The following is an 18,465-nucleotide window of genomic DNA, read 5'->3' as shown; positions in this document are numbered from 1 at the left end:
AACGCGGTGGCGCGGCGAAGCTGCCGCGGGCGCGGGTCGGGCAACACCGCGCAGCGCCTGACGCGCGCCGTGTAGTGCACTGCTACCAGTGCAAGGCGCTGAACCGTAGGCATCGTGCCGACGCGTTCTACACGATGCTGCAACGGACTGCACCGGACACTGTTCGCCTTGCCCGAGATGGGCCATGACACGAGGCGATACGATGAAAATCCTGATGGTGCTTACTTCCCACGACCAACTCGGCGATACCGGCAAGAAGACCGGCTTCTGGCTGGAGGAATTTGCTGCGCCGTATTACGTGTTCAAGGATGCCGGCGCAGAGATCACCCTGGTCTCGCCCAAGGGTGGCCAGCCGCCGCTGGACCCCAAGAGCGACGAACCCGATGCACAGACCGAGGCCACCAAGCGCTTCAAGCAGGACACCGACGCGCAGCAGGCATTGGCGAGCACGCAGCGCCTGGCGGACGTCAAGGCCGATGACTTCGATGCGGTGTTCTACCCGGGTGGCCATGGCCCGTTGTGGGATCTGGCCGAAGACGCGGATTCGATTGCGCTGATCGAAGCATTCGCCGCGGCCAACAAGCCGCACGGCCTGGTGTGCCACGCACCGGGCGCGCTGCGCCGGGTCAAGGGCAGCGATGGCAAGCCGTTGGTCAACGGCCGCCGCGTCACCGGCTTCACCAATAGCGAAGAAGAGGGCGTGGGCCTGACCAAGATCGTGCCGTTCCTGGTCGAAGACGTGCTGACCGAACTTGGCGGCCGCTACGAGAAGGGCGCCGACTGGGGCGTGCATGTGGTCACCGATGGCTTGCTGGTCACCGGCCAGAACCCGGCTTCGTCGGAGAAGGCTGCCGAGGCGTTGCTTGAGTTGTCGAAGCGCTGATTCTGCGGTTGTGGCGTGGTGATGCATGGACGGCCACCGGAAGACATCGCGGGTTTGATTCAGAGCGGCCAGCAAAACGGAGCGAGTAGTCGTCAGCTAAGGTGCGGACGTCGCGGAGGAACCGGAGTGTACGCGTGGTGCATACCGGTACCGAGCGGCGGCCGCACCTGTCTGACGGTGAGCACAGTAGCTTTCTAGCGTCCTTCGTCGTGCGCCTTCGTAATGTCGCAGCATCCGACAGCCCGACGCAGTCCCGCGCTCGCAACCAGGCGCACCGACCATCCCGACTGGCAATTGTCCGTCCACCGTCGCGGGACCTTACGCGGCATGGATGCCGCGTAAGAGCCTACACGGACGTACTTGCGGCGTGTCCCGCGATGGTGGGCGGACAAGGGCCCTGCTGCCAAGCCATAGATCGTCCGCCCTGCAAGCGCTCTAGGAACGCTAGGAACTTGCACCATCCCGTTCAAACAACACGCTCCAGCCAATGCACTGCATACGCCGGCAGCACCAGCCGCATGTCATTGCTCAGCGATTCGACAGCCGTCTCGCTGCCATCCGCCACCACCTTCCATCGGCCATCTCCGAGCGCGGCAAGCTCCACCGTCAACGGTTGTTCGCCGAAGTTGTGTACGGCCAGAAAGCCATCGCCACGCGTCAATGCAAACAGGCGTGCATCGCCCAGCGCAACGCTGCCCAGCGCCTGATCGGCTGCCAGTGCGGGCAGCGCGGCACGTTGCCGGATCAATCCACGTAGCCGGCGATACACCGTGCCGCTCAGGCTGCCTGCATCTTCGCGCTGTGCTGCAAGCGGCCAATCCATCGCCGGACGATGCAACCAGCGACCTTCGTGCCGACGCTGCGGATCATTGCGGTAGCTGCCGTCGTTGGGCAGGGCGAGTTCGTCGCCCATGTAGATCAACGGTACGCCCGGCATCGCCAGCGCGATGGCATAGAGCAACATCAGCCGATCCACCGCCATGTGCAACGCCGCCGTATCGCCCGATGCCTGTGCGGCCTGGATACCGGCCAGTGCCGCGGCCATGCCATTGGTGCCGTGCACGCCGTCGCCGCTGCTCTGGAAGCTCTCGCCGCGCGCGTAACTGCCCGGCACCTCATTGGCATAGAAGCGCGCGACGTCGCGCAGCGCGAATGGCGGCTGCGCGGCGTTGCCGGCGGCTTCGTGTTGCAGCACGTTCCAGCCGATGTCGTCGTGGCAGCGCACATAGCTCAGCCAGGCGCAGTTGGCCGGCAAGGGGGGGCTATGCGCGATGACGTTGTGCAGGATGTCGCCGCGTTGCAGCGCCAGCGCCGACCAGCCGGCCGCCATCAGCGTGCTGTGATAGGCCAGGTGGCATTCGTGGCCCTGGTCTGTACCGCTGCCGAAGTAAGGCGGCAATTGCGTCATCGGCACGATGGCTTCGGCCTTCATCACCACCGACGGCGCAACGATGTCGGTGACCGCGCGCAGCGCCACCAGCAAGGTATGCGCCTCGGGTTGATTCATGCAGTCGGTGCCGGTGCGCTTCCACAGATACGCGGTGGAATCCAGACGGAAGGCTTCCACACCCAGATTGGCCAGCTGCAGCATCGCCAGCGCCATCTCGCCGAACACCGCCGGGTTGTTCCAGTTCAGATCCCACTGATAGGGATAGAACGTGGTCCACATCCACTGGCCGGTGGCGTCCACCCAGGTGAAGTTGCCGGGTGCGGTATGCGGGAAGACCTGCCCCAGCGTGGCTTCGTACTGGTCGGGCTGCGTGCGATCGGCGAAGTGATGGTAGTAATCGAGGTAGCGTGCATCGCCGGCCCGCGCCGCCTGCGCCCAGGCGTGATCGTCGGCGGTATGGTTGAGCACGAAATCCGCGCACAGGCTGATGCCGGCCTCGCGCAGGCGTGTGGTCAGTGCGACGAGATCGTCGTTGCTGCCCAGGCTTGGCTCCACCTGGCCATAATCGCTGACCGCAAAGCCACCATCGTTATCGCCGGCGCGTGCACGCAGGAACGGCAGCAGGTGCAGATAGCGCACGCCCAGCTCCTGCAGATACGGCACGCGTTCGGCCACGCCTTGCAGCGTGCCGGCAAAGCGGTCCACGTAGGCGCTGTAGCCCAGCATGTGCTGCTCGCCGAACCAGCCGGGCTGACGCGTGACGTCCAGCTGTTGCAGTGCTTGCGGGCGCTGCTGCGCGTGGTTGCCCAACGCACTCAGCCACTGCGTCAACCAGGATGCAGTGTCGGGGCGTGCGCCGTACAAGGCGTGTAGGGCATCCAGCAGACGCGGCGCATGGCGGTCGAAGCGCGGCAACAGCACGCTCGCACGCTGCGCATCCAGGGGCGCGGCAAAGGCCGCGCGCAATGCAGTGAAATCGGTGGGGGAGGTGCTCATTGGCAAGCGCCGGGACGAACCCGGCGAGGGGTCCTTAGAAGTCGTAACGCAGGCTGATGCTGGTGGTGCGGCCGGCAATCGAGCGCGCGCGGATGATGCCGTTGGCCGGGATGCTGGCTTCCTCGGCCTCGGTCAGGCCGAAGGTGTTGAACAGGTTGTTGACGTTGAGCGCGACGGTGAGTGCGTCGGTCACGCGGTAGTCGCCGAACAGGTTCACCTGCGTATAGCCGGGCATCTTCAGCTGGTTGGAATCCTGGGTGTAGGCATCGGTGGTGCCGATCAGGTTGACGCCGAACTGGTAGCCGTCGCCGCGATAGCTGGGCGTCAACTGCCACACCACATCGGCCTGGCGACGCGGCACGTTGCCGGTGTTTTCCGGAGTGATCTGGTCCTTGGAAATCTCCGCATCGGTCCAGGTCAGGCCGCCGTTGACGGTGAAGCCTTCGTAGCGGTAGCTGGCTTCCAGCTCCACGCCGTGCGCCTCGTAGCTGCGGTTGAAGAAACGCTGGCTGGTGACCTCGAAGTTCTGTTCCTCGGTGCGTGCCGAGAACGCGGTGGCGAACAGGCTCAGGCCGTCGCGGCGCCACTTCAGGCCGGCTTCGGCCTGGCGGACCACGTTGACGCCTTCATCGGAGGAGACCGAGCCATCGTCGCGGACCACGCCGAATAGCAGGCGGTCGGCATTGGCGCGTGCGCCGCGGCTGATGCGTGCGAACGCGCCCAGGTCGTCGTTGATCAGGTAGTTGCTGCCCAGCGAATACGACAGGTAATTCCAGTCGTAATCCACCGGCCGTGCGTTGGCGGTATCGACCGTGGCCACGCGCTGTTCCACCGGCTGGATCACGCCATCGCCGTTGACGTCCAGGTTTTGCGCGATCGTGGTGCCGGCATAGCTGCCGCGTGCATCGCCCATGTCGTAACGCAGGCTGCCGTCGATGCTGAACTTGCCGCTGTCGAAGGTCAGTGCGACATACGGCGCGTTGACGTCGTAGCGCACGTCGTAGCTGCGGGTGATGCAGCAATCGCCCCAGAACGGGGTGCCGTACGCATACAAGCCATTTTGCGAGCGCGACACGCCGCCGGCATCGACCACGTTGAGCAGGCGCGAATCGCGGCCCAGGCTCTGCACGTAGGAGTTCCAGGTCCAGTCCATGTCGATAGTCTGGCGCGAGCTGTAATAGCCCATGCGCAGGTTGAGCGTGCGGCCGTCGCCGCCGAACTCGCGCGAGACGCTGAGGTCGTTGGTGACGTTGCCCAGGTCGTTGATCGCCACATTGAACAGATGCGTGCGGATCGCGTTGCCGGTGTAGGCCTGGCCGGCGTCCGGGCCGCTGGCCTGCACCAGTTGCGCGCCGGCGCCTCCGATGGACGCGGCCAGCGTGGCGGCATCGGTGACCTCGGCCGGGAACGGGCTGACGAAGCGGCCGCTGTTGTCGGCGATACGGAACTTTTCGCTCAGGTTCCAGCCGCTGCCCAGGTCGAACCAGGCCTCGGCGCCGATGGTGCGCGAGATCGGGTGCATGCCGTCGCCCAGGTCGGTGCGGCGCGGCTGGTTGTTGCCGTCCAGGCCGACATCGCTGCGGAAATTGCGGCTGTACAAGGTGTCGTTGCCCGGATCGAAGCCGGCAAAGCCGCCCAGGTCCGGCGAGCCGTCGCGGCCACGCACGGAGGTCGGCACCGGCAGATAACCGGCGGCGCGATCGTTGAGGTATTTGCCGTAGACACGCACGTAGCCGTTCTCGAACAGCCGGGTCAGGTTGGCCTTGAGCTGGCCGCCCTTGTCGGTGGTGTAACCGGCATCGCGCACGCCATCGCCCTGGCGGAAGAAGCCGCCGATGTTGAATTGCCAGTTTTCCGCGAACGGCGCACCGTAGTCGAAGTCCACGCGGGTGTTGTCGTAATCCAGGCCGCGGCTCACGCCGACGCTGCCGCCTGCGGTGTCGCCGGTCTTGCTGATGAAGTTGATGATGCCGCCGGGCGCGTTGCTGGTGAACGTCGATGCCGAGCCGCCGCGGATGGCTTCGATGCGGTCCAGGGTGAGATCCGAGCGCAGGAAGATGTCCGAGTTGCCGAAGGCGATATCGCCGAATTCCATCACCGGCAGGCCGTCCTCCTGCAGCTGCAGGAACTTGGCGCCGCCGGAGGCGACCGGCAGGCCGCGCACGGCGATGTTGGCATTGCCTTCGCCACCGCTGGATTCGGAGCGGATGCCGGGGATGTTGCGGAAGATCTCGGCGGTGCTGCGCGGCGCCGATTGTTCGATCGCCTCGGCGCCCACGGTGCTGACCGACACGCTGGACTTCAGCTTGGTGGTGGCGGTGGAGGTGCCGGTGACGAACACCGAATCCAGATTGACCGCGGCGCTGTCGGCGGCCGGCGGGGTGACGGGTGCGGCCGTGGTCGCGTCCTGCGCCAGCGCGGCAGGCGCGCACAGGCAGGAGGCGACCGCGCAGGCCAGGGCATGCAGGCGCAGGGTGTGCAAGGTGGACATTGCGGTTCTCTCTCTCACGGATGGTGGTATGCCGACGCCTGCATCGTCCCCTCCCAGGGAGTGGCCGTGTGGCCTGCAGTGCGAGCGCAGTAATACGCCCCAATACAATCGATTGCAATCTTGCGCTGCAGCATCATTCCTTGGCTTGCGAGCTTATGTTTCGGCAAGCGAAAACGTGTTGCGGCGCAGCGTTACAATCGATTGCAGAGACGGCAGGGTACAGTGCGCTGCGGCCACTGGGAGCCGCACCGATGCCCAGGGTTCTGCATGTCGTCGACCGCCACTCCGTTCTCCTTCGCGCGCATCCTGGCGCTCAACGCCGGCTTCTTCGGCGTGCAATACAGCTTCGGCCTGCAGCAGAGCAACATGAGCCCGATCTACAACTATCTGGGCGCCGATCACGCGAGCCTGCCGTACCTGTGGCTGGCCGGGCCGATCACCGGGCTGGTACTGCAGCCGTTCGTCGGCGCGTGGAGCGACCGCTCGGTGACCCGCTGGGGCCGGCGCATGCCGTACATGGTGCTGGGCGCGCTGGTGTGCAGCCTGTGCCTGCTGGCGATGCCGTTCAGCACTGCGCTGTGGATGGCGGTGTGCCTGCTGTGGATCCTGGATGCGGCCAACAACGTGGCGATGGAGCCATATCGTGCGCTGGTCAGCGATGTGCTGGCGCCACCGCAGCGGCCGTTGGGCTATCTCACCCAAAGCGCGTTCACCGGGCTTGCGCAGACGCTGGCCTATCTCACCCCGCCGTTGCTGGTGTGGATGGGCATGAACCAGGACGCCGCCAATGCGCACCACATTCCCTATGTCACCATCGCCGCCTTCGTGATCGGTGCGGGGTTTTCCGCAGCCTCGATCCTGCTCACCGCGCGCAGCGTGCGCGAGCCGGTGCTTGCGCCGGCAGAGATCGCGCGGATGCGCCAGACCGGTGCCGGCCTGGGCGCCACAGTGCGCGAAATCTACGGCGCCCTGCGCGCGATGCCGCCGACCATGCGCCAGCTCGCGCCGGTGATGCTGTTCCAGTGGTACGCGATCTTCTGCTACTGGCAGTACATCGTATTGTCGCTATCGACCAGCTTGTTCGGCACCACCGAAGCCAATTCGCATGGCTTCCGCCAGGCCGGCCTGGTCAATGGGCAGATCGGCGGGTTCTACAATTTCGTCGCGTTTCTGGCCGCGTTTGCGATGGTGCCGGTGGTGCGCCGCATCGGCCCCAAGTACACGCATGCGGCCTGCCTGGTCGCGGCCGGTGTGGGCATGTGGGTGTTGCCGGGTATCCAGGACCGCTGGCTGATGCTGCTGCCGATGATCGGCATCGGGCTCGCCTGGGCCAGCATGATGGGCAACCCGTACCTGATGCTGGCCGACAGCATTCCGCCCGAGCGCACCGGTGTGTACATGGGCCTGTTCAACCTGTTCATCGTGCTGCCGATGCTGATCCAGATCGTCACCTTGCCGCTGTACTACGAGTGGTTGTTGCACGGCGACCCACGCAACGTGATCCGCCTGGCCGGCGCACTGATGCTGGCCGCCGCTGCGGCGATGCTATGCGTACGCCTCCGCAAGCCCAAGGCAGCAGTGGTGTAGCCGAGACGCGTCACGCCTGTGTCGCTGCGTACTGAAGCAACCGACCGCGATCACGCCGGCGGCAACGCGCAGTTGCGCGCCGCACACCAGCACGCCCGCTCTTACGATTCCCGATTCCCCAATCCCCAATCCCGGCCTCACGCCGACTCACGCACCACCAACTTCACCGGCATCTCCACCGACTCCACCGCCTCGCCGCCGATCAACGCCAGCAGCCGGTCCACCAGCATGCGCGCCGCTAGCCCCAGATCCTGCCGCACCGTGGTCAACGGCGGTTGGCTGTAGGCGGCCAGCGGAATATCGTCGAAGCCCACCAGCGAGATGTCCTGCGGCACGCGATGCCCGGCTTCGACCAGGGCGCGGATCGCACCGACCGCAATCACATCGGATGCGGCGAACAGCCCGTCCGGCGGATCGGTCTTCTTGAGCATGGCGCGGGTGAGGCGGTAGGCGTCTTCGCTGAGGAAGTGGCTGCGCGCATGCAGGCGCGTATCGAACTCCAGCCCATGCCGCTGCAGTGCATGGCGATAGCCGGCAAAGCGCGGTGCAACCTCGGGCAACTGGTCGTCGCCGAGAAAGGCGATACGGCGACGGCCGCTGGCGATCAGATGTTCGGTGGCCAGCGCGCCGCCCTGGAAATTGTCGCTGCCCACGCTGATGTACGACTGCCCGTCGATGCGGCTGCCCCAGACCGCCATCGGCAGGCCATCGCGCGCGGCTTCGTCCAGCGCGGCATGTTCGGAACTTTGCCCCAGCACGATCACGCCATCGGAGCGGCTGCCGCGTGCGAGTTGTTCCACCCATCCGTCCTGATGCCGGTCGAGCTTGGACAGCAGCATGCTGTAGCCGCGCCCGGTCAGTTCCTCGGCCAGCAGCGCCAGCATCGTCATCATGAAGGGGTCCGACAGCGGCTGGTCCAGCGCATGCATCATCGGCACTGCCACGCTCACCGTGTTGGAGCGTTTGGCGCGCAGGCTGCGCGCGATCGGATCGACCTGGTAGCCGGCATCGGCGGCAATCTGCTTGATGTACGCACGCGTCCGCTCGGCCACCACCGGGCTGCCGGCCAGGGCACGCGACACGGTGGATTCGGACACGCCTGCCATGCGGGCGATGTCGGCCATCTGCGGGCGGGCACCCGGCGTGGCGCGTTCTGAAGGTTTGGCCATGTCAGCGCAGTGCGGAAAAACCCGAGTGTAATCAGTTCGCGCTGGAGGCGGGTTGATCGACGCAGTGGCGGCCGCTTGTGCGCGCTGGTCAAACGCAATCACGCACCTGCATGCAAGCGGCAGGCGCGCGTGGCGTGCATGACAGCGGCCACGACTAGCGCGGGGCTTTGGAGCGGTGAGGCTTCAGGGGAGTGAGGCTTCAGAGCAGTGAGGCGTCAGAGCGGTGATGCTTCACCGCCATCAGCAAGGACTGCGCTCAGCGCCCGGCTGGCGCGCTCGGCGTTGGAACCGCAAGTCTCCTCCGCACAGTCCTGCTCGGGCGCGCCGTCTGTATCGAGCTGACGACCGATCGCTACGGTCTGTCAGCGGCTCTCAACCCATGTACAGACCACCATTGACCGCATAGTCGGCGCCGGTCACGTAGGCGGCCTCATCGGAGGCGAGCCAGGCGCACAGCCCGGCGACTTCGGCCGGTTTGCCGAGCCGGCGGATCGGCACCGAGGTAGCCAGGCGGTCGAGCACGTCGGGTGGGAAACTGCTGATCGAGGCGCTGGCGATATAGCCCGGCGAGATGGTGTTGACGGTGACCCCGCGCGAGGCCACTTCCTGCGCCAGGGCGCGGCTGAAGCCATGCATCGCCGCCTTGGCGGTAGCGAAATTGATCTGCCCGATCTGGCCCTTGTGCGCACTGACCGAGCCGATATTGACGATGCGTCCCCAACCGCGCGCGGTCATGCCGTCGACCACCTGCTTGGTGATGTTGAACAGGGAATGCAGGTTGCTGGCGATCACCACGTTCCAGTCGTCGCGGCTCATCTGCCGGAACAAGGTGTCGCGGCTGCCGCCGGCATTGTTGACCAGCACATCGATCTCGCCGACCTCGGCCTTGACCTTGGCAAAGGCGGCCACGGTGGAATCCCAATCGGCGGCATTGCCTTCGGAGGCGACGAACTCGAAGCCCTGCTCGCGCTGTTCGCGCAGCCACGAGGTCTTGCGCGGCGAATTGGGTCCGCAGCCGGCGACCACGGTATGCCCGCTGCGCGCCAGCTTCTGGCAGATCGCGGTACCCACACTGCCCATGCCACTGGTGACGTATGCGATGCGAAGTGTCATTGCTTGAACTCCTTCGGAGTTGGGGAATGGGGAATCGGGAGTGGGGAATCGGTAGAGCAGGAGCCGCTTTCGCGGCTTCTGTTCGCCATGTGGAACTCAGGAATCGACATGACAGCACAGCGCCGCCCTTACGATTCCCCACTCCCGATTCCCCATTCCCGGCGTGCGATCAGCGCGCCAACGGAAACAGGCCAAACAACAACCCGCCCGCCAACATCAGCAGGGAGATCAGCACCGCCCATTTCAACGTGAAGCGCTGATGGTCGGCGAAGTCGACCTTGGCCAGGCCGACCAGCAGATAGGTCGATGGCACCAGCGGGCTGAGCAGATGCACCGGTTGCCCGGCCAGCGAGGCGCGCGCCATTTCCACCGGGGTGATGCCGTAGTGGCCGGCGGCCTCGGACAGGATCGGCAGCACGCCGAAGTAGAACGCGTCGTTGGACATGAAGAACGTAAACGGCATGCTGACGATCGCAGTGATCACCGCAAGATACGGGCCCCAGCTGTCCGGGATCACCGCCAGGAAGCTGCGCGACATCGCTTCGACCATGCCGGTGTTGGACAGGATGCCGGTGAAGATGCCGGCGGCGAAGATCAGCGACACCACCGACAGCACATTGCCGGCGTGATTGACCAGGCGACGGCGCTGCTCGGCCAGGTTGGGGTAGTTGATCATCAGCGCCAGCGCAAAGCCGATCATGAACAGCACCGGCATCGGCAGCACGCCGACCACCAGCGCGGCCATCAGCGCCAGGGTCAGGAGCAGGTTCACCCAAAGCAGCTTGGGCCGCTTCATGTCCTCTGTGTCTTCCACGCGTGGCAGCGCATCGCTTTCTTCGGGGATGCTGGTGTCCAGCCAGTTGCCGTCGGCCGGCAGGCGCACCACGCCCAGGCGGCGCCGTTCGCGCATGCCCAGATACCAGGCCAGCGTGAGGATTCCGGCGATCGCCATCGCCATCGCCGGCACCAGCGGCACGAACACATCGGCCGGATCCACATGCAGGGCGGTGGCGGCGCGCGCGGTGGGGCCGCCCCACGGGGTCAGGTTCATCACGCCGCTGGCCAGGATGGTCACGCAGGTGAGGTTGAGCGCGTTCATGCCCAGGCGCTGGTACAGCGGCAGCATCGCCGACACGGTGATCATGTAGGTGGTGGAGCCATCGCCGTCGAGCGAGATCAGCATCGCCAGGATCGCCGTGCCCATGACGATCTTCAGCGGATCGCCCTTGACCAGGCGCAGGATGCGGCCGACCAGCGGATCGAACAGGCCGGCATCGATCATCACGCCGAAGTAGAGGATGGCGAACATCAGCATCACGCCGGTGGGCGCGATCTTCTTGATGCCGTCGAGCATCATCTCGTTGATGCCGGTGCCGAAGCCGCCCAGCAGCGCGAACACGATCGGTACCGTGATCAGAGCCACCAGCGGCGACAGCCGCTTGCTCATGATCAGGTACATGAAGGTGATCACCATTCCGAAACCGAGCGCGGTCAGCATGCGGGCAAATCCTTTGAGGCGTACAGCAGGGGGAGAATGGAGCGCGCGGCGGCGGATGCATTGCGGCAGCGGTAACGCATCGTGCGAAGGTCAGGCATACGGTCAGAAGTCGTACTGGAAGCGGCCGGTCACCGCCAGCGTGTGATCGACCACCGCATCGGCCATGCGGTCGCGGTTGCGGCTGTCGATCACATTGAGCATCACGCGCAGGTTCGGCTTGAAATACCAGTTGCCGCCCAGCGTCCACGACTGCGTGCTGGCGTTGATGAAGTCGGGTTGGCCATCCAGATGCTGATCGCCGCGCATGTAGTCGTAGCGCAAGGCCAGCTCGAACGCGCCGGAGGGACGATTGGGCGTCTTGATCCGGCTGAAACGCCCGGTCTTGCGGTCGTAGCCGCGCGACTCGCCGGTGACGAACCAACTGACCAGGCCGTAGCTGGCCAACACCTTGGCATGCTGGGAGCCGTCGTCGAGCAGGCCACCGCTGAATTCGCTCTGCCACGACCACGGGCCCAGCACTTCGGCGTATTCCAGCGACCATTTGTCGAAATCGGTATCGCGGCCATCGGCAAAGCGCGCCAGGGTGATGCGGCTGTTGTTGGCCAGATCGTTTTCCGGACGTGGACGGATCAACAGGGACGCCGCGCCACCGCTGCCCGGATGCGAATAGCGCTCGTGCGCCAGCGACACGCCCAGGTGGCGCAGCCGCGCCTCGCCCATCTCCGGTGCGAAGGTCAGCCGCGTGCCGAGCGCGCCGCCCTTGGTCGAGGAATTGTCGATGCTTTCCAGGCTGTAGGCCGCGGTGGACCAGGTCGCATCGGGGCGATTGGCCTGCCAGGAGATCGCCTTGCGATAGATCGGCGCCAGCGTGGTGGAGGCATAGCCGCGTTCCAGGAACGGGCCGTAGTTGGAGCCGGTGCGATCGTCCAGCGAGAAGTACTGCTTGAACTGGCCCACGGTCAGCGTACCGGCGGAAAACTTCTTGGCGATGTACACATCGCGCGCCAGGATGCCGCGGCTGCCGGACTCGTATTGCAGGCCGGCAAATTCCGCCTCGGCCTTGTAGGTGAAACCGTAGAACTTGCCGGCCACATCCAGCCACACGCGGCGGAACTGGGTGTCGTTGCGCTCGGGCGTGCCGCGTTCGTCGTTGTCGAACACGGTGAAGTCCCAGTGCACGCGCCCACCCACCTCGGCGGTGACCGGGCCGTCGCCGTCGGCCGCATGCGCGGCCGGTGCCAGGCACAGCGCGGCGCAGGTAGTGAAGACGCGCAGACGCAAGGTGTCGTTGCTCACAGACCCTCCCAGGTACATGTGTGAATCACGTTCAGCGATGCACCGCACAAGCACGCTGCGGCGCGTTGGCAGCAGCCTAGTCCGGTGAAGCTGTCATGGACCTGTCGTTTGGGGCGGGGATTGGGGAGTCGGAATTGGGGATTGGCAAGAGCCAAAGAAGCTTTTGTTTGCGTGGCCTGTTACCTTCCGGCCGCGGCCAACCGCCTTTGCGAATCCCTAATCCCGACTCCCCAATCCCCGCCTCATGCGCCTGCTGCTAGTCGAAGACAACGCCGACCTCGCCGATGCCATCGTGCGGCGCATGCGCCGTAGCGGGCATGCGGTGGATTGGCAGTCCGATGGCCTGGCGGCGGCGAGTGTGCTGCGCTATCAGAGCTTCGATCTGGTGGTGCTGGATATCGGCCTGCCCAAGCTGGATGGCTTGCGCGTGCTGGCCGGGATGCGCGAGCGTGGCGATACCACGCCGGTGCTGATGCTGACCGCGCGCGATGGCATCGAAGACCGCGTGCAGGCACTGGATGTCGGGGCCGACGACTACCTGGGCAAGCCGTTCGATTTCCGCGAGTTCGAGGCGCGTTGCCGGGTGCTGCTGCGGCGCAACCGCGGGCAGGCCAGCGAGGTGGTGCAGATCGGCGGGTTCGTGTTCGACAACGCCGCGCACACGCTGGTGCTGGACGGGGTGCCGATCGAGTTGCCCAATCGCGAATACCGCCTGTTCGAGATCCTGATCGGGCGCCTGGGTCATGTGGTGGGCAAGGACGAGATCGGCAACGGCTTGTTCGGTTTCGACGACGATGCCGGGCCGAATGCGATCGAGCTGTATGTCGGCCGCCTGCGTCGCAAGCTGGCGGGCGCGCCGTTGCGCATCGTCACCGTGCGCGGCGCCGGCTACAAGCTCGAAGAAGCCGATCCGCATGCGCCGGTGGAGCCAGGCGTCGATGGCTGAGCCGCGCATGGTGGCACCGTCGATCCGGCGCACCTTGCTGGTGTATCTGGGCAGCCTGTCGGTGCTGGGCGCGGTGGTGCTGTTCTTTGCCGCACGCGACTACGGCGAGCGGGCCGCCAACCGCTCCTACGATCACCTGCTGGTGTCCTCGGCCCTGTCCATCGTCGACAGCGTGGCGCTGGTCGGCGGCGACTGGCAGGTGGACCTGCCGTATGCCTCGCTGGACCTGCTCGGCATGGCACCGGAAGACCGCGTGTTCTACCGCGTGTTCGATGCGCAAGGCCGCACCATCACCGGCGAAGAGAGTTTGCCGTTGCCGGCGCGCGCGCCCGGCGACGAGCGCCCGGTGCTGTTCGATGCCGACTACAGCGGCGAGCCGGTGCGCTTTGCGGTGGTGATGCATCGGGTGGCATCGGCCTCCGGGCAGGGCGAGGTGCGTGTGCAGGTCGGTCAGACCCGGCGCGCGCGCGATGCGGTGGCACGCGATGTAGTGCTCAACGCGCTGGTGGCGATCGGCGTGCTGTCGCTGCTCGCCCTGGGCCTGGTGTGGCTGGGCGTGTATCGCGCCCTGCGCCCGTTGCAGCGTATCGAGCGCGACCTGTCGCGGCGCGAGCCCTCCGACCTGAAACCGCTCAGCGTGCCGGCGCCGCAGGAAATGCAGTTGATGGTGACCGCGCTCAATCGCTTCATGGCGCGGCTGTCGTCCAGCAACGAAACCCTGCGCGCCTTCATGGCTGAAGCCGCGCACCAGATGCGCACGCCGCTGGCCGCCTTGCGCGCGCAGGCGCAGCTGGCGATGGACGACGACGACCCGCGCGAGATGCAACGCAGCCTGGTGGCGATCGAGCGCAATGCCAGCCATATGAGCCGGCTGCTCAATCAGCTGCTCAGCGACGCCAGTGTGATCCACCGCGCCAACCTGCAGCGCTTTGCCACCGTGGACCTGGCCGAGGTGCTGCACCAGGCCTTGCACGAGGCCTTGCCGCGCAGCGACGGCGCACCGCGCGTGCACCTGGCGATCGACCCGCAGCCTGCACTGTTGCGCGGCGATGCATTGCTGCTGCGCGAGGCGCTGAAGAACCTGATCGACAACGCCTGCAAATACGGTGCCGGGGCGCCATTGCAGGTCGCGCTCACCAGCGACGGCAGCCATCACGTGCTGACCATCGCCGATCACGGCCCCGGCATTCCCGCCGCCGAAGCCGAGCGCGTGTTCGAGCGTTTCGTCCGCGGGCCGGATGCGCCGGCCGGCGGCGCGGGGCTGGGGCTGGCCATCGTCAAGCGCGTGGTCGAAGCGCACGGCGGGCGCATCGATCTGAGCAACCGCGTCGGCGGCGGGCTGATCGCCTCGTTGCATTTTCCTGGAGGGACGCGGTGATGCGCGTGCTGTTGCTGATGGTGGCGTTGCTGGCGCCGGTTGTTGCGCGTGCCGCGCCCGGCGATGTGCGGGTGTTTCCTGCGCATGGCCCGAAACAGGCGCAATTACGCGTGCAAGGCTCCACCGATCTGGAAGTGTTCGGCGCGGTCATCCAGGACTACCAGCGCCTGCATCCGGGCACCGAGGTGATCTACGAGGACGTGATTGCCTGGGATATCTACGAGCGCTATCTGCATCCGGGCAAGGCCACGGCTGCCGCCGACATGCTGATCAGCGCCAGCATGGACCTGCAGACCAAGCTGGTGAACGACGGCCACGCGCTGGCGCATCGCTCCGCGCAGACCGAAGCGTTGCCGGCCTGGGCGCAGTGGCGGCACGAAGTGTTCGGCATCAGCTACGAGCCGGTGGCGATCGTCTACAACACACGCAAGTTGGCGGCCGCGCGGGTGCCGCGCACACGCCGGCAGTTGCTGGCCTTGCTGCGCGCGCCCGACGCGCCGCTGCGCGGCCGGGTTGGCACCTACGATGTCGAGCGCAGCGGCGTGGGCTATCTGTTCGCCACCCAGGACGGGCAGGTCGGCAGCATTGCCGGCGCGTTGCTGGCCGCGTTGGGGGCCAACCAGGTCAGGCTGGAAGAACGCACCGGCACCTTGCTCGACCGCGTCAGCCGTGGCGAGCTGCTGCTGGCCTACAACGTGCTCGGCTCCTATGCGCAGACGCGCATCGACGCCGGCGCCCCGCTGGGCATCGTGCAGCCGCAGGACTACACGCTGGTGGCGCTACGCACTGCGGTGATCCCCAGGACTGCACCGCATGCGCCGGAGGCGCGCAGGTTCCTGGATTACCTGCTCTCGCCACGCGGCCAGCAGGTGCTCTCGCGCGAGGCGCGGCTGATGCCGATCCTGCCGGCCGCCGGCGGCCGTGGCGGCTCGGCGCAGCCGCCGTTCCGGCCGATCCCGCTTGGCCCCGGCCTGCTGGTGTATCTGGACAAGCTCAAACGCCGGCAGTTCCTGGATGCCTGGCGGGCCAGCACGCAGCCGCCGCGCTAGGCGAGCGCTGACGAGCTGCGCGAACGGCCGCATGCCGGCGCGATGTGCGCTGCCGGCCTTGGCGTGCGGGGCGTGGGGGCGGCGATTTCCACGCCCATGCTGGCTGCCCGGCAGACCAGATGCCTGCGCAGCGGGGCGGGGGTGGATGCCCGGGCGCGGCAAACCGACACAGCCATGTGCCAGACTTGGCGCATGGCCGATCTCACCATCCTCGTCGCCGACGACCACCCGTTGTTCCGTGCCGCCGTGATCCATGTGCTGCAGCAGACCCTGCCGCAAGCCGATGTGGTGGAGGCCTCCAGCGCCGCCACGCTGAGCGCCATGCTGCGCTCGCACCCACAGGCCGAGCTGGTGCTGCTGGACCTGGCGATGCCGGGCGCACGTGGCTTCTCGGCGCTATTGCACGTGCGTGGCGAGCATCCGGACATCCCGGTGGTGGTGATCTCCTCCAACGATCACCCACGCGTGATCCGGCGCGCGCAGCAGTTCGGCGCGGCCGGCTTCATTCCCAAATCCACCCCGGCCGAATCGATCGGCACCGCGGTGGCCAGCGTGCTGGAGGGCGGCACCTGGTTCCCGCCGATGACTGCCGAGCGCTCGGAGGCCGACGCGCAACTGGCCTCCAAGCTCGCCCAGCTCACCCCGCAACAGTTCCGCGTGCTGTTGAGCCTGGCCGACGGCCTGCTCAACAAGCAGATCGCGCACGAACTCGGGCTGGCCGAGAACACCGTCAAGGTGCACGTCACCGCCATCCTGAAGAAGCTGGACTGCTACAGCCGCACGCAGGCGGCAGTGCTGGTCAAGGCGCTGGAGCCGGAAGGCGAGGGCTGATCGCTCCTGGTGATCGTGTGCTGCATCGTGTTTTGCGATGACGATGACGTGCTGGGACGCAGCGCCGTGCAGAACGGCGATGCAAACGCGCGATGACGCGACGGATTGATCGGTCGTGCCGGTGTCGGTGGAAGATCATTGCACGTGAGGCAGTGCATCGCTGCCGACGGATCGTCCGTCGGCGATGCATCCATCAACTGCGTAACTGCACCTTGTAGGTGCCGTAGATGAGTTGCTGCGCCATCGGCCGGCCGATAAAGCGCTCCGGAAAGATCGGCGCCAGCGCGCTGATCCGATCCAGCCGAGCCAGGTGTTCATCGCTCAAGACGATTTCCAGCGCACCGAAGTTGTCCTCGGCCTGCTGCAGCGTGCGCGCGCCCATCACCGGCGAGACCACGGCCGGATTGCGCAAGGTCCAGGCCAGTGCCACCTGCGAGCGCGAGGCGCCCAGTTCCTCGGCGACCGCACCGACCGCATCGGCGATCTCCAGCGAGCGTGCATTGAGATGCCCGGTCGAGGCGATCACGCCCTTGCGGCTGGTCGAGACCTCGGCCGCGTTGTCGTCGGAGAGATCGGCGCGGCTGTACTTGCCGGTCAGGATGCCACCGCCCAGCGGCGACCATGGCAACACGCCCAGGCCCAGCTCGCGTGCCATCGGCAGCAACTCGTGTTCGACGCTGCGCTCGACCAGGCTGTATTCGATCTGCAGCGCCACCAGCGGCGACCAGCCGCGCAGCTCGGCCAGTGTCTGCAATTGCGCCACCCGCCAGGCCGGGGTGTTGCAGATGCCGAGGTAGAGCACCTTGCCCGACTGCACCAGATGCTCCAGCCCGCGCATCACTTCCTCCGGCAAGGTGGTGAAATCCCAGGCGTGCAGATACAGCAGGTCGATGCGGTCGGTGTCGAGCTGGCGCAGGCTGGTCTCGACCGAGCGGATCAGGTTGAGGCGATGGTTGCCACCGGCGTTGATGTTGTCCGGATCGCGCGCCATGGTGAACTTGGTGGCCAGCACGAAGCGCTCGCGGCGGTGCTTGAGCAGCGCGCCGAGGATGCGCTCGGAGCCGCCGTTGGTGTAGTTGACCGCGGTGTCGATGAAATTGCCGCCGCGGTCGGCATACGCATCGAAGATGCGCCTGGCTTCGTCGGCGTCCGCGCCCCAGCCCCAGGCTTCGCCGAAGGTCATGGTGCCCAGCGACAGCGGCGAGACGCGCAGGCCGGAGCGGCCGAGCAGGCGATAGTGGTCCAGCGACAGTATCTGACTCATGCGGTGTGTCTCCCGGTAGTGGCGTTGTGCGTGTTGCGATGCACTGTGCCGCGGGCCGCCGGGTCGGCGTGAGCCTGGTGATCCGGCATCCTTGCCCGATCGTCCGGATCGTCACCTCGGCATCGTCACGTAGGGATCCGTGCTCCTGGGGCGCGATTGAGCGACCAAGACGCTGATATCTGCGACTTCGCTGCAGGGCCCTTGCCCGGCCACCCTCGCAGGACACGCCGCAAGTACGTCCCTGTAGGCTCTTACTCGGCATCCATGCCGCGTAAGGTCCCGCGAGGGTGGCCGGGCAAGGACCTGTCGGGATAGTCGGTGTGCATGGTGCAAGCAATGCACGATGCATGTTGTTCGGATGATCTGCGGGCTGGCTGCAGGGCCCTTGCCCGCCCACGCTCGCGGGACACGCCGCAAGTACGTCCCTGTAGGCTCTTACGCGGCATCCATGCCGCGTAAGGTCCCGCGAGGGTGGGCGAGCAAGGACCAGTCGAGATGGTGGGTGTGCATGGTGCAATCAATGCACTATGCATGTTGTTCGGATGATCTGCGGGGTGGCTGCAGGGCCCTTGCC

At 66.3% G+C, this 18,465-nt stretch carries 13 protein-coding genes and 1 other RNA gene; 6 read left to right on the top strand and 8 right to left on the bottom strand.

Features of this window, described 5'->3' with window-relative positions; genetic code table 11:
* Nucleotides 1-202: 202 nt before the first annotated feature.
* Complete coding sequence (locus tag ABQY64_RS16825; protein WP_104553075.1) at nucleotides 203-883, top strand: type 1 glutamine amidotransferase domain-containing protein; 681 nt, start codon at nucleotides 203-205, stop codon at nucleotides 881-883.
* 66 nt (nucleotides 884-949) lie between these two features.
* On the opposite strand, the gene ABQY64_RS16820 is transcribed toward ABQY64_RS16825, so the two are convergent.
* The 3 genes from ABQY64_RS16820 to ABQY64_RS16810 form a co-directional block, all read right to left on the bottom strand.
* A non-coding RNA gene (locus ABQY64_RS16820) (sX9 sRNA) lies at nucleotides 950-1,026 on the bottom strand.
* A 323-nt stretch (nucleotides 1,027-1,349) separates the two neighbouring features.
* Nucleotides 1,350-3,269, bottom strand: a complete 1,920-nt coding sequence (locus ABQY64_RS16815) for an alpha-amylase family protein (RefSeq protein ID WP_167706067.1) — start codon at nucleotides 3,267-3,269, stop codon at nucleotides 1,350-1,352.
* A 34-nt stretch (nucleotides 3,270-3,303) separates the two neighbouring features.
* Complete coding sequence (locus ABQY64_RS16810; protein ID WP_167706068.1) at nucleotides 3,304-5,760, bottom strand: TonB-dependent siderophore receptor; 2,457 nt, start codon at nucleotides 5,758-5,760, stop codon at nucleotides 3,304-3,306.
* Between the two features lie 267 nt (nucleotides 5,761-6,027).
* Here ABQY64_RS16810 and ABQY64_RS16805 point away from each other — a divergent pair, with 267 nt between their 5' ends.
* Nucleotides 6,028-7,347 (top strand): MFS transporter, encoded by a 1,320-nt coding sequence (locus ABQY64_RS16805; RefSeq protein WP_349779447.1) that lies wholly within the window; start codon nucleotides 6,028-6,030, stop codon nucleotides 7,345-7,347.
* A gap of 137 nt (nucleotides 7,348-7,484) precedes the next feature.
* Here the strand turns inward: ABQY64_RS16805 and ABQY64_RS16800 are convergent, their stop codons facing one another.
* The 4 genes from ABQY64_RS16800 to ABQY64_RS16785 all read right to left on the bottom strand — a co-directional run bounded on the left by ABQY64_RS16800 (nucleotide 7,485) and on the right by ABQY64_RS16785 (nucleotide 12,423).
* Nucleotides 7,485-8,516 carry a LacI family DNA-binding transcriptional regulator gene (locus tag ABQY64_RS16800; protein ID WP_047129292.1) on the bottom strand — a complete coding sequence of 344 codons (1,032 nt, stop codon included), beginning with the start codon at nucleotides 8,514-8,516 and terminating at the stop codon, nucleotides 7,485-7,487.
* A 372-nt stretch (nucleotides 8,517-8,888) separates the two neighbouring features.
* Nucleotides 8,889-9,629, bottom strand: a complete 741-nt coding sequence (gene phbB / locus ABQY64_RS16795; protein ID WP_016904744.1) for an acetoacetyl-CoA reductase — start codon at nucleotides 9,627-9,629, stop codon at nucleotides 8,889-8,891.
* Between the two features lie 169 nt (nucleotides 9,630-9,798).
* Entirely contained in the window at nucleotides 9,799-11,127 is a 1,329-nt protein-coding gene (locus tag ABQY64_RS16790; RefSeq protein WP_039519049.1) for a CitMHS family transporter, read from the bottom strand.
* Between the two features lie 102 nt (nucleotides 11,128-11,229).
* Nucleotides 11,230-12,423: an OprO/OprP family phosphate-selective porin gene (locus ABQY64_RS16785; RefSeq protein ID WP_054591301.1), complete on the bottom strand. Its 1,194-nt coding sequence runs from the start codon at nucleotides 12,421-12,423 to the stop codon at nucleotides 11,230-11,232.
* Nucleotides 12,424-12,667: 244 nt separating this feature from the next.
* On the opposite strand from ABQY64_RS16785, the gene ABQY64_RS16780 reads away from it, so the two are divergent.
* The 4 genes from ABQY64_RS16780 (at nucleotide 12,668) to ABQY64_RS16765 (ending at nucleotide 16,627) form a co-directional block, all read left to right on the top strand.
* Entirely contained in the window at nucleotides 12,668-13,369 is a 702-nt protein-coding gene (locus tag ABQY64_RS16780; RefSeq protein WP_016904741.1) for a response regulator, read from the top strand.
* Entirely contained in the window at nucleotides 13,362-14,747 is a 1,386-nt protein-coding gene (locus ABQY64_RS16775; protein ID WP_349779448.1) for a sensor histidine kinase N-terminal domain-containing protein, read from the top strand. Before ABQY64_RS16780 ends, ABQY64_RS16775 begins: the two co-directional genes overlap by 8 nt.
* Nucleotides 14,747-15,796, top strand: a complete 1,050-nt coding sequence (locus tag ABQY64_RS16770) for an ABC transporter substrate-binding protein (protein ID WP_053051679.1) — start codon at nucleotides 14,747-14,749, stop codon at nucleotides 15,794-15,796. Before ABQY64_RS16775 ends, ABQY64_RS16770 begins: the two co-directional genes overlap by 1 nt.
* Nucleotides 15,797-15,988: 192 nt before the next feature.
* Entirely contained in the window at nucleotides 15,989-16,627 is a 639-nt protein-coding gene (locus tag ABQY64_RS16765; protein ID WP_024938967.1) for a response regulator transcription factor, read from the top strand.
* A gap of 193 nt (nucleotides 16,628-16,820) precedes the next feature.
* On the opposite strand, the gene ABQY64_RS16760 is transcribed toward ABQY64_RS16765, so the two are convergent.
* Nucleotides 16,821-17,891, bottom strand: a complete 1,071-nt coding sequence (locus ABQY64_RS16760) for an aldo/keto reductase (RefSeq protein WP_349779449.1) — start codon at nucleotides 17,889-17,891, stop codon at nucleotides 16,821-16,823.
* Nucleotides 17,892-18,465: the final 574 nt, after the last annotated feature.

This window comes from Xanthomonas sp. WHRI 7065 (genome assembly GCF_040203115.2).
GTDB classification, from domain to species: domain Bacteria; phylum Pseudomonadota; class Gammaproteobacteria; order Xanthomonadales; family Xanthomonadaceae; genus Xanthomonas; species Xanthomonas arboricola.
This window is presented reverse-complemented; position numbering and strand designations above follow the sequence as displayed.

Excerpts from the sequence above, each read along its gene's own strand:
- ABQY64_RS16770 (WP_053051679.1), top strand. The coding sequence starts at position 14,747 with ATGCGCGTGCTGTTGCTGATGGTGGCGTTGCTGGCGCCGGTTGTTGCG.
- ABQY64_RS16825 (WP_104553075.1), top strand. The coding sequence starts at position 203 with ATGAAAATCCTGATGGTGCTTACTTCCCACGACCAACTCGGCGATACC.
- ABQY64_RS16780 (WP_016904741.1), top strand. The coding sequence starts at position 12,668 with ATGCGCCTGCTGCTAGTCGAAGACAACGCCGACCTCGCCGATGCCATC.
- ABQY64_RS16765 (WP_024938967.1), top strand. The coding sequence starts at position 15,989 with ATGGCCGATCTCACCATCCTCGTCGCCGACGACCACCCGTTGTTCCGT.
- ABQY64_RS16790 (WP_039519049.1), bottom strand. The coding sequence starts at position 11,127 with ATGCTGACCGCGCTCGGTTTCGGAATGGTGATCACCTTCATGTACCTG.
- ABQY64_RS16815 (WP_167706067.1), bottom strand. The coding sequence starts at position 3,269 with ATGAGCACCTCCCCCACCGATTTCACTGCATTGCGCGCGGCCTTTGCC.
- ABQY64_RS16800 (WP_047129292.1), bottom strand. The coding sequence starts at position 8,516 with ATGGCCAAACCTTCAGAACGCGCCACGCCGGGTGCCCGCCCGCAGATG.
- ABQY64_RS16760 (WP_349779449.1), bottom strand. The coding sequence starts at position 17,891 with ATGAGTCAGATACTGTCGCTGGACCACTATCGCCTGCTCGGCCGCTCC.
- ABQY64_RS16810 (WP_167706068.1), bottom strand. The coding sequence starts at position 5,760 with ATGTCCACCTTGCACACCCTGCGCCTGCATGCCCTGGCCTGCGCGGTC.
- ABQY64_RS16805 (WP_349779447.1), top strand. The coding sequence starts at position 6,028 with ATGTCGTCGACCGCCACTCCGTTCTCCTTCGCGCGCATCCTGGCGCTC.
- phbB (WP_016904744.1), bottom strand. The coding sequence starts at position 9,629 with ATGACACTTCGCATCGCATACGTCACCAGTGGCATGGGCAGTGTGGGT.
- ABQY64_RS16775 (WP_349779448.1), top strand. The coding sequence starts at position 13,362 with ATGGCTGAGCCGCGCATGGTGGCACCGTCGATCCGGCGCACCTTGCTG.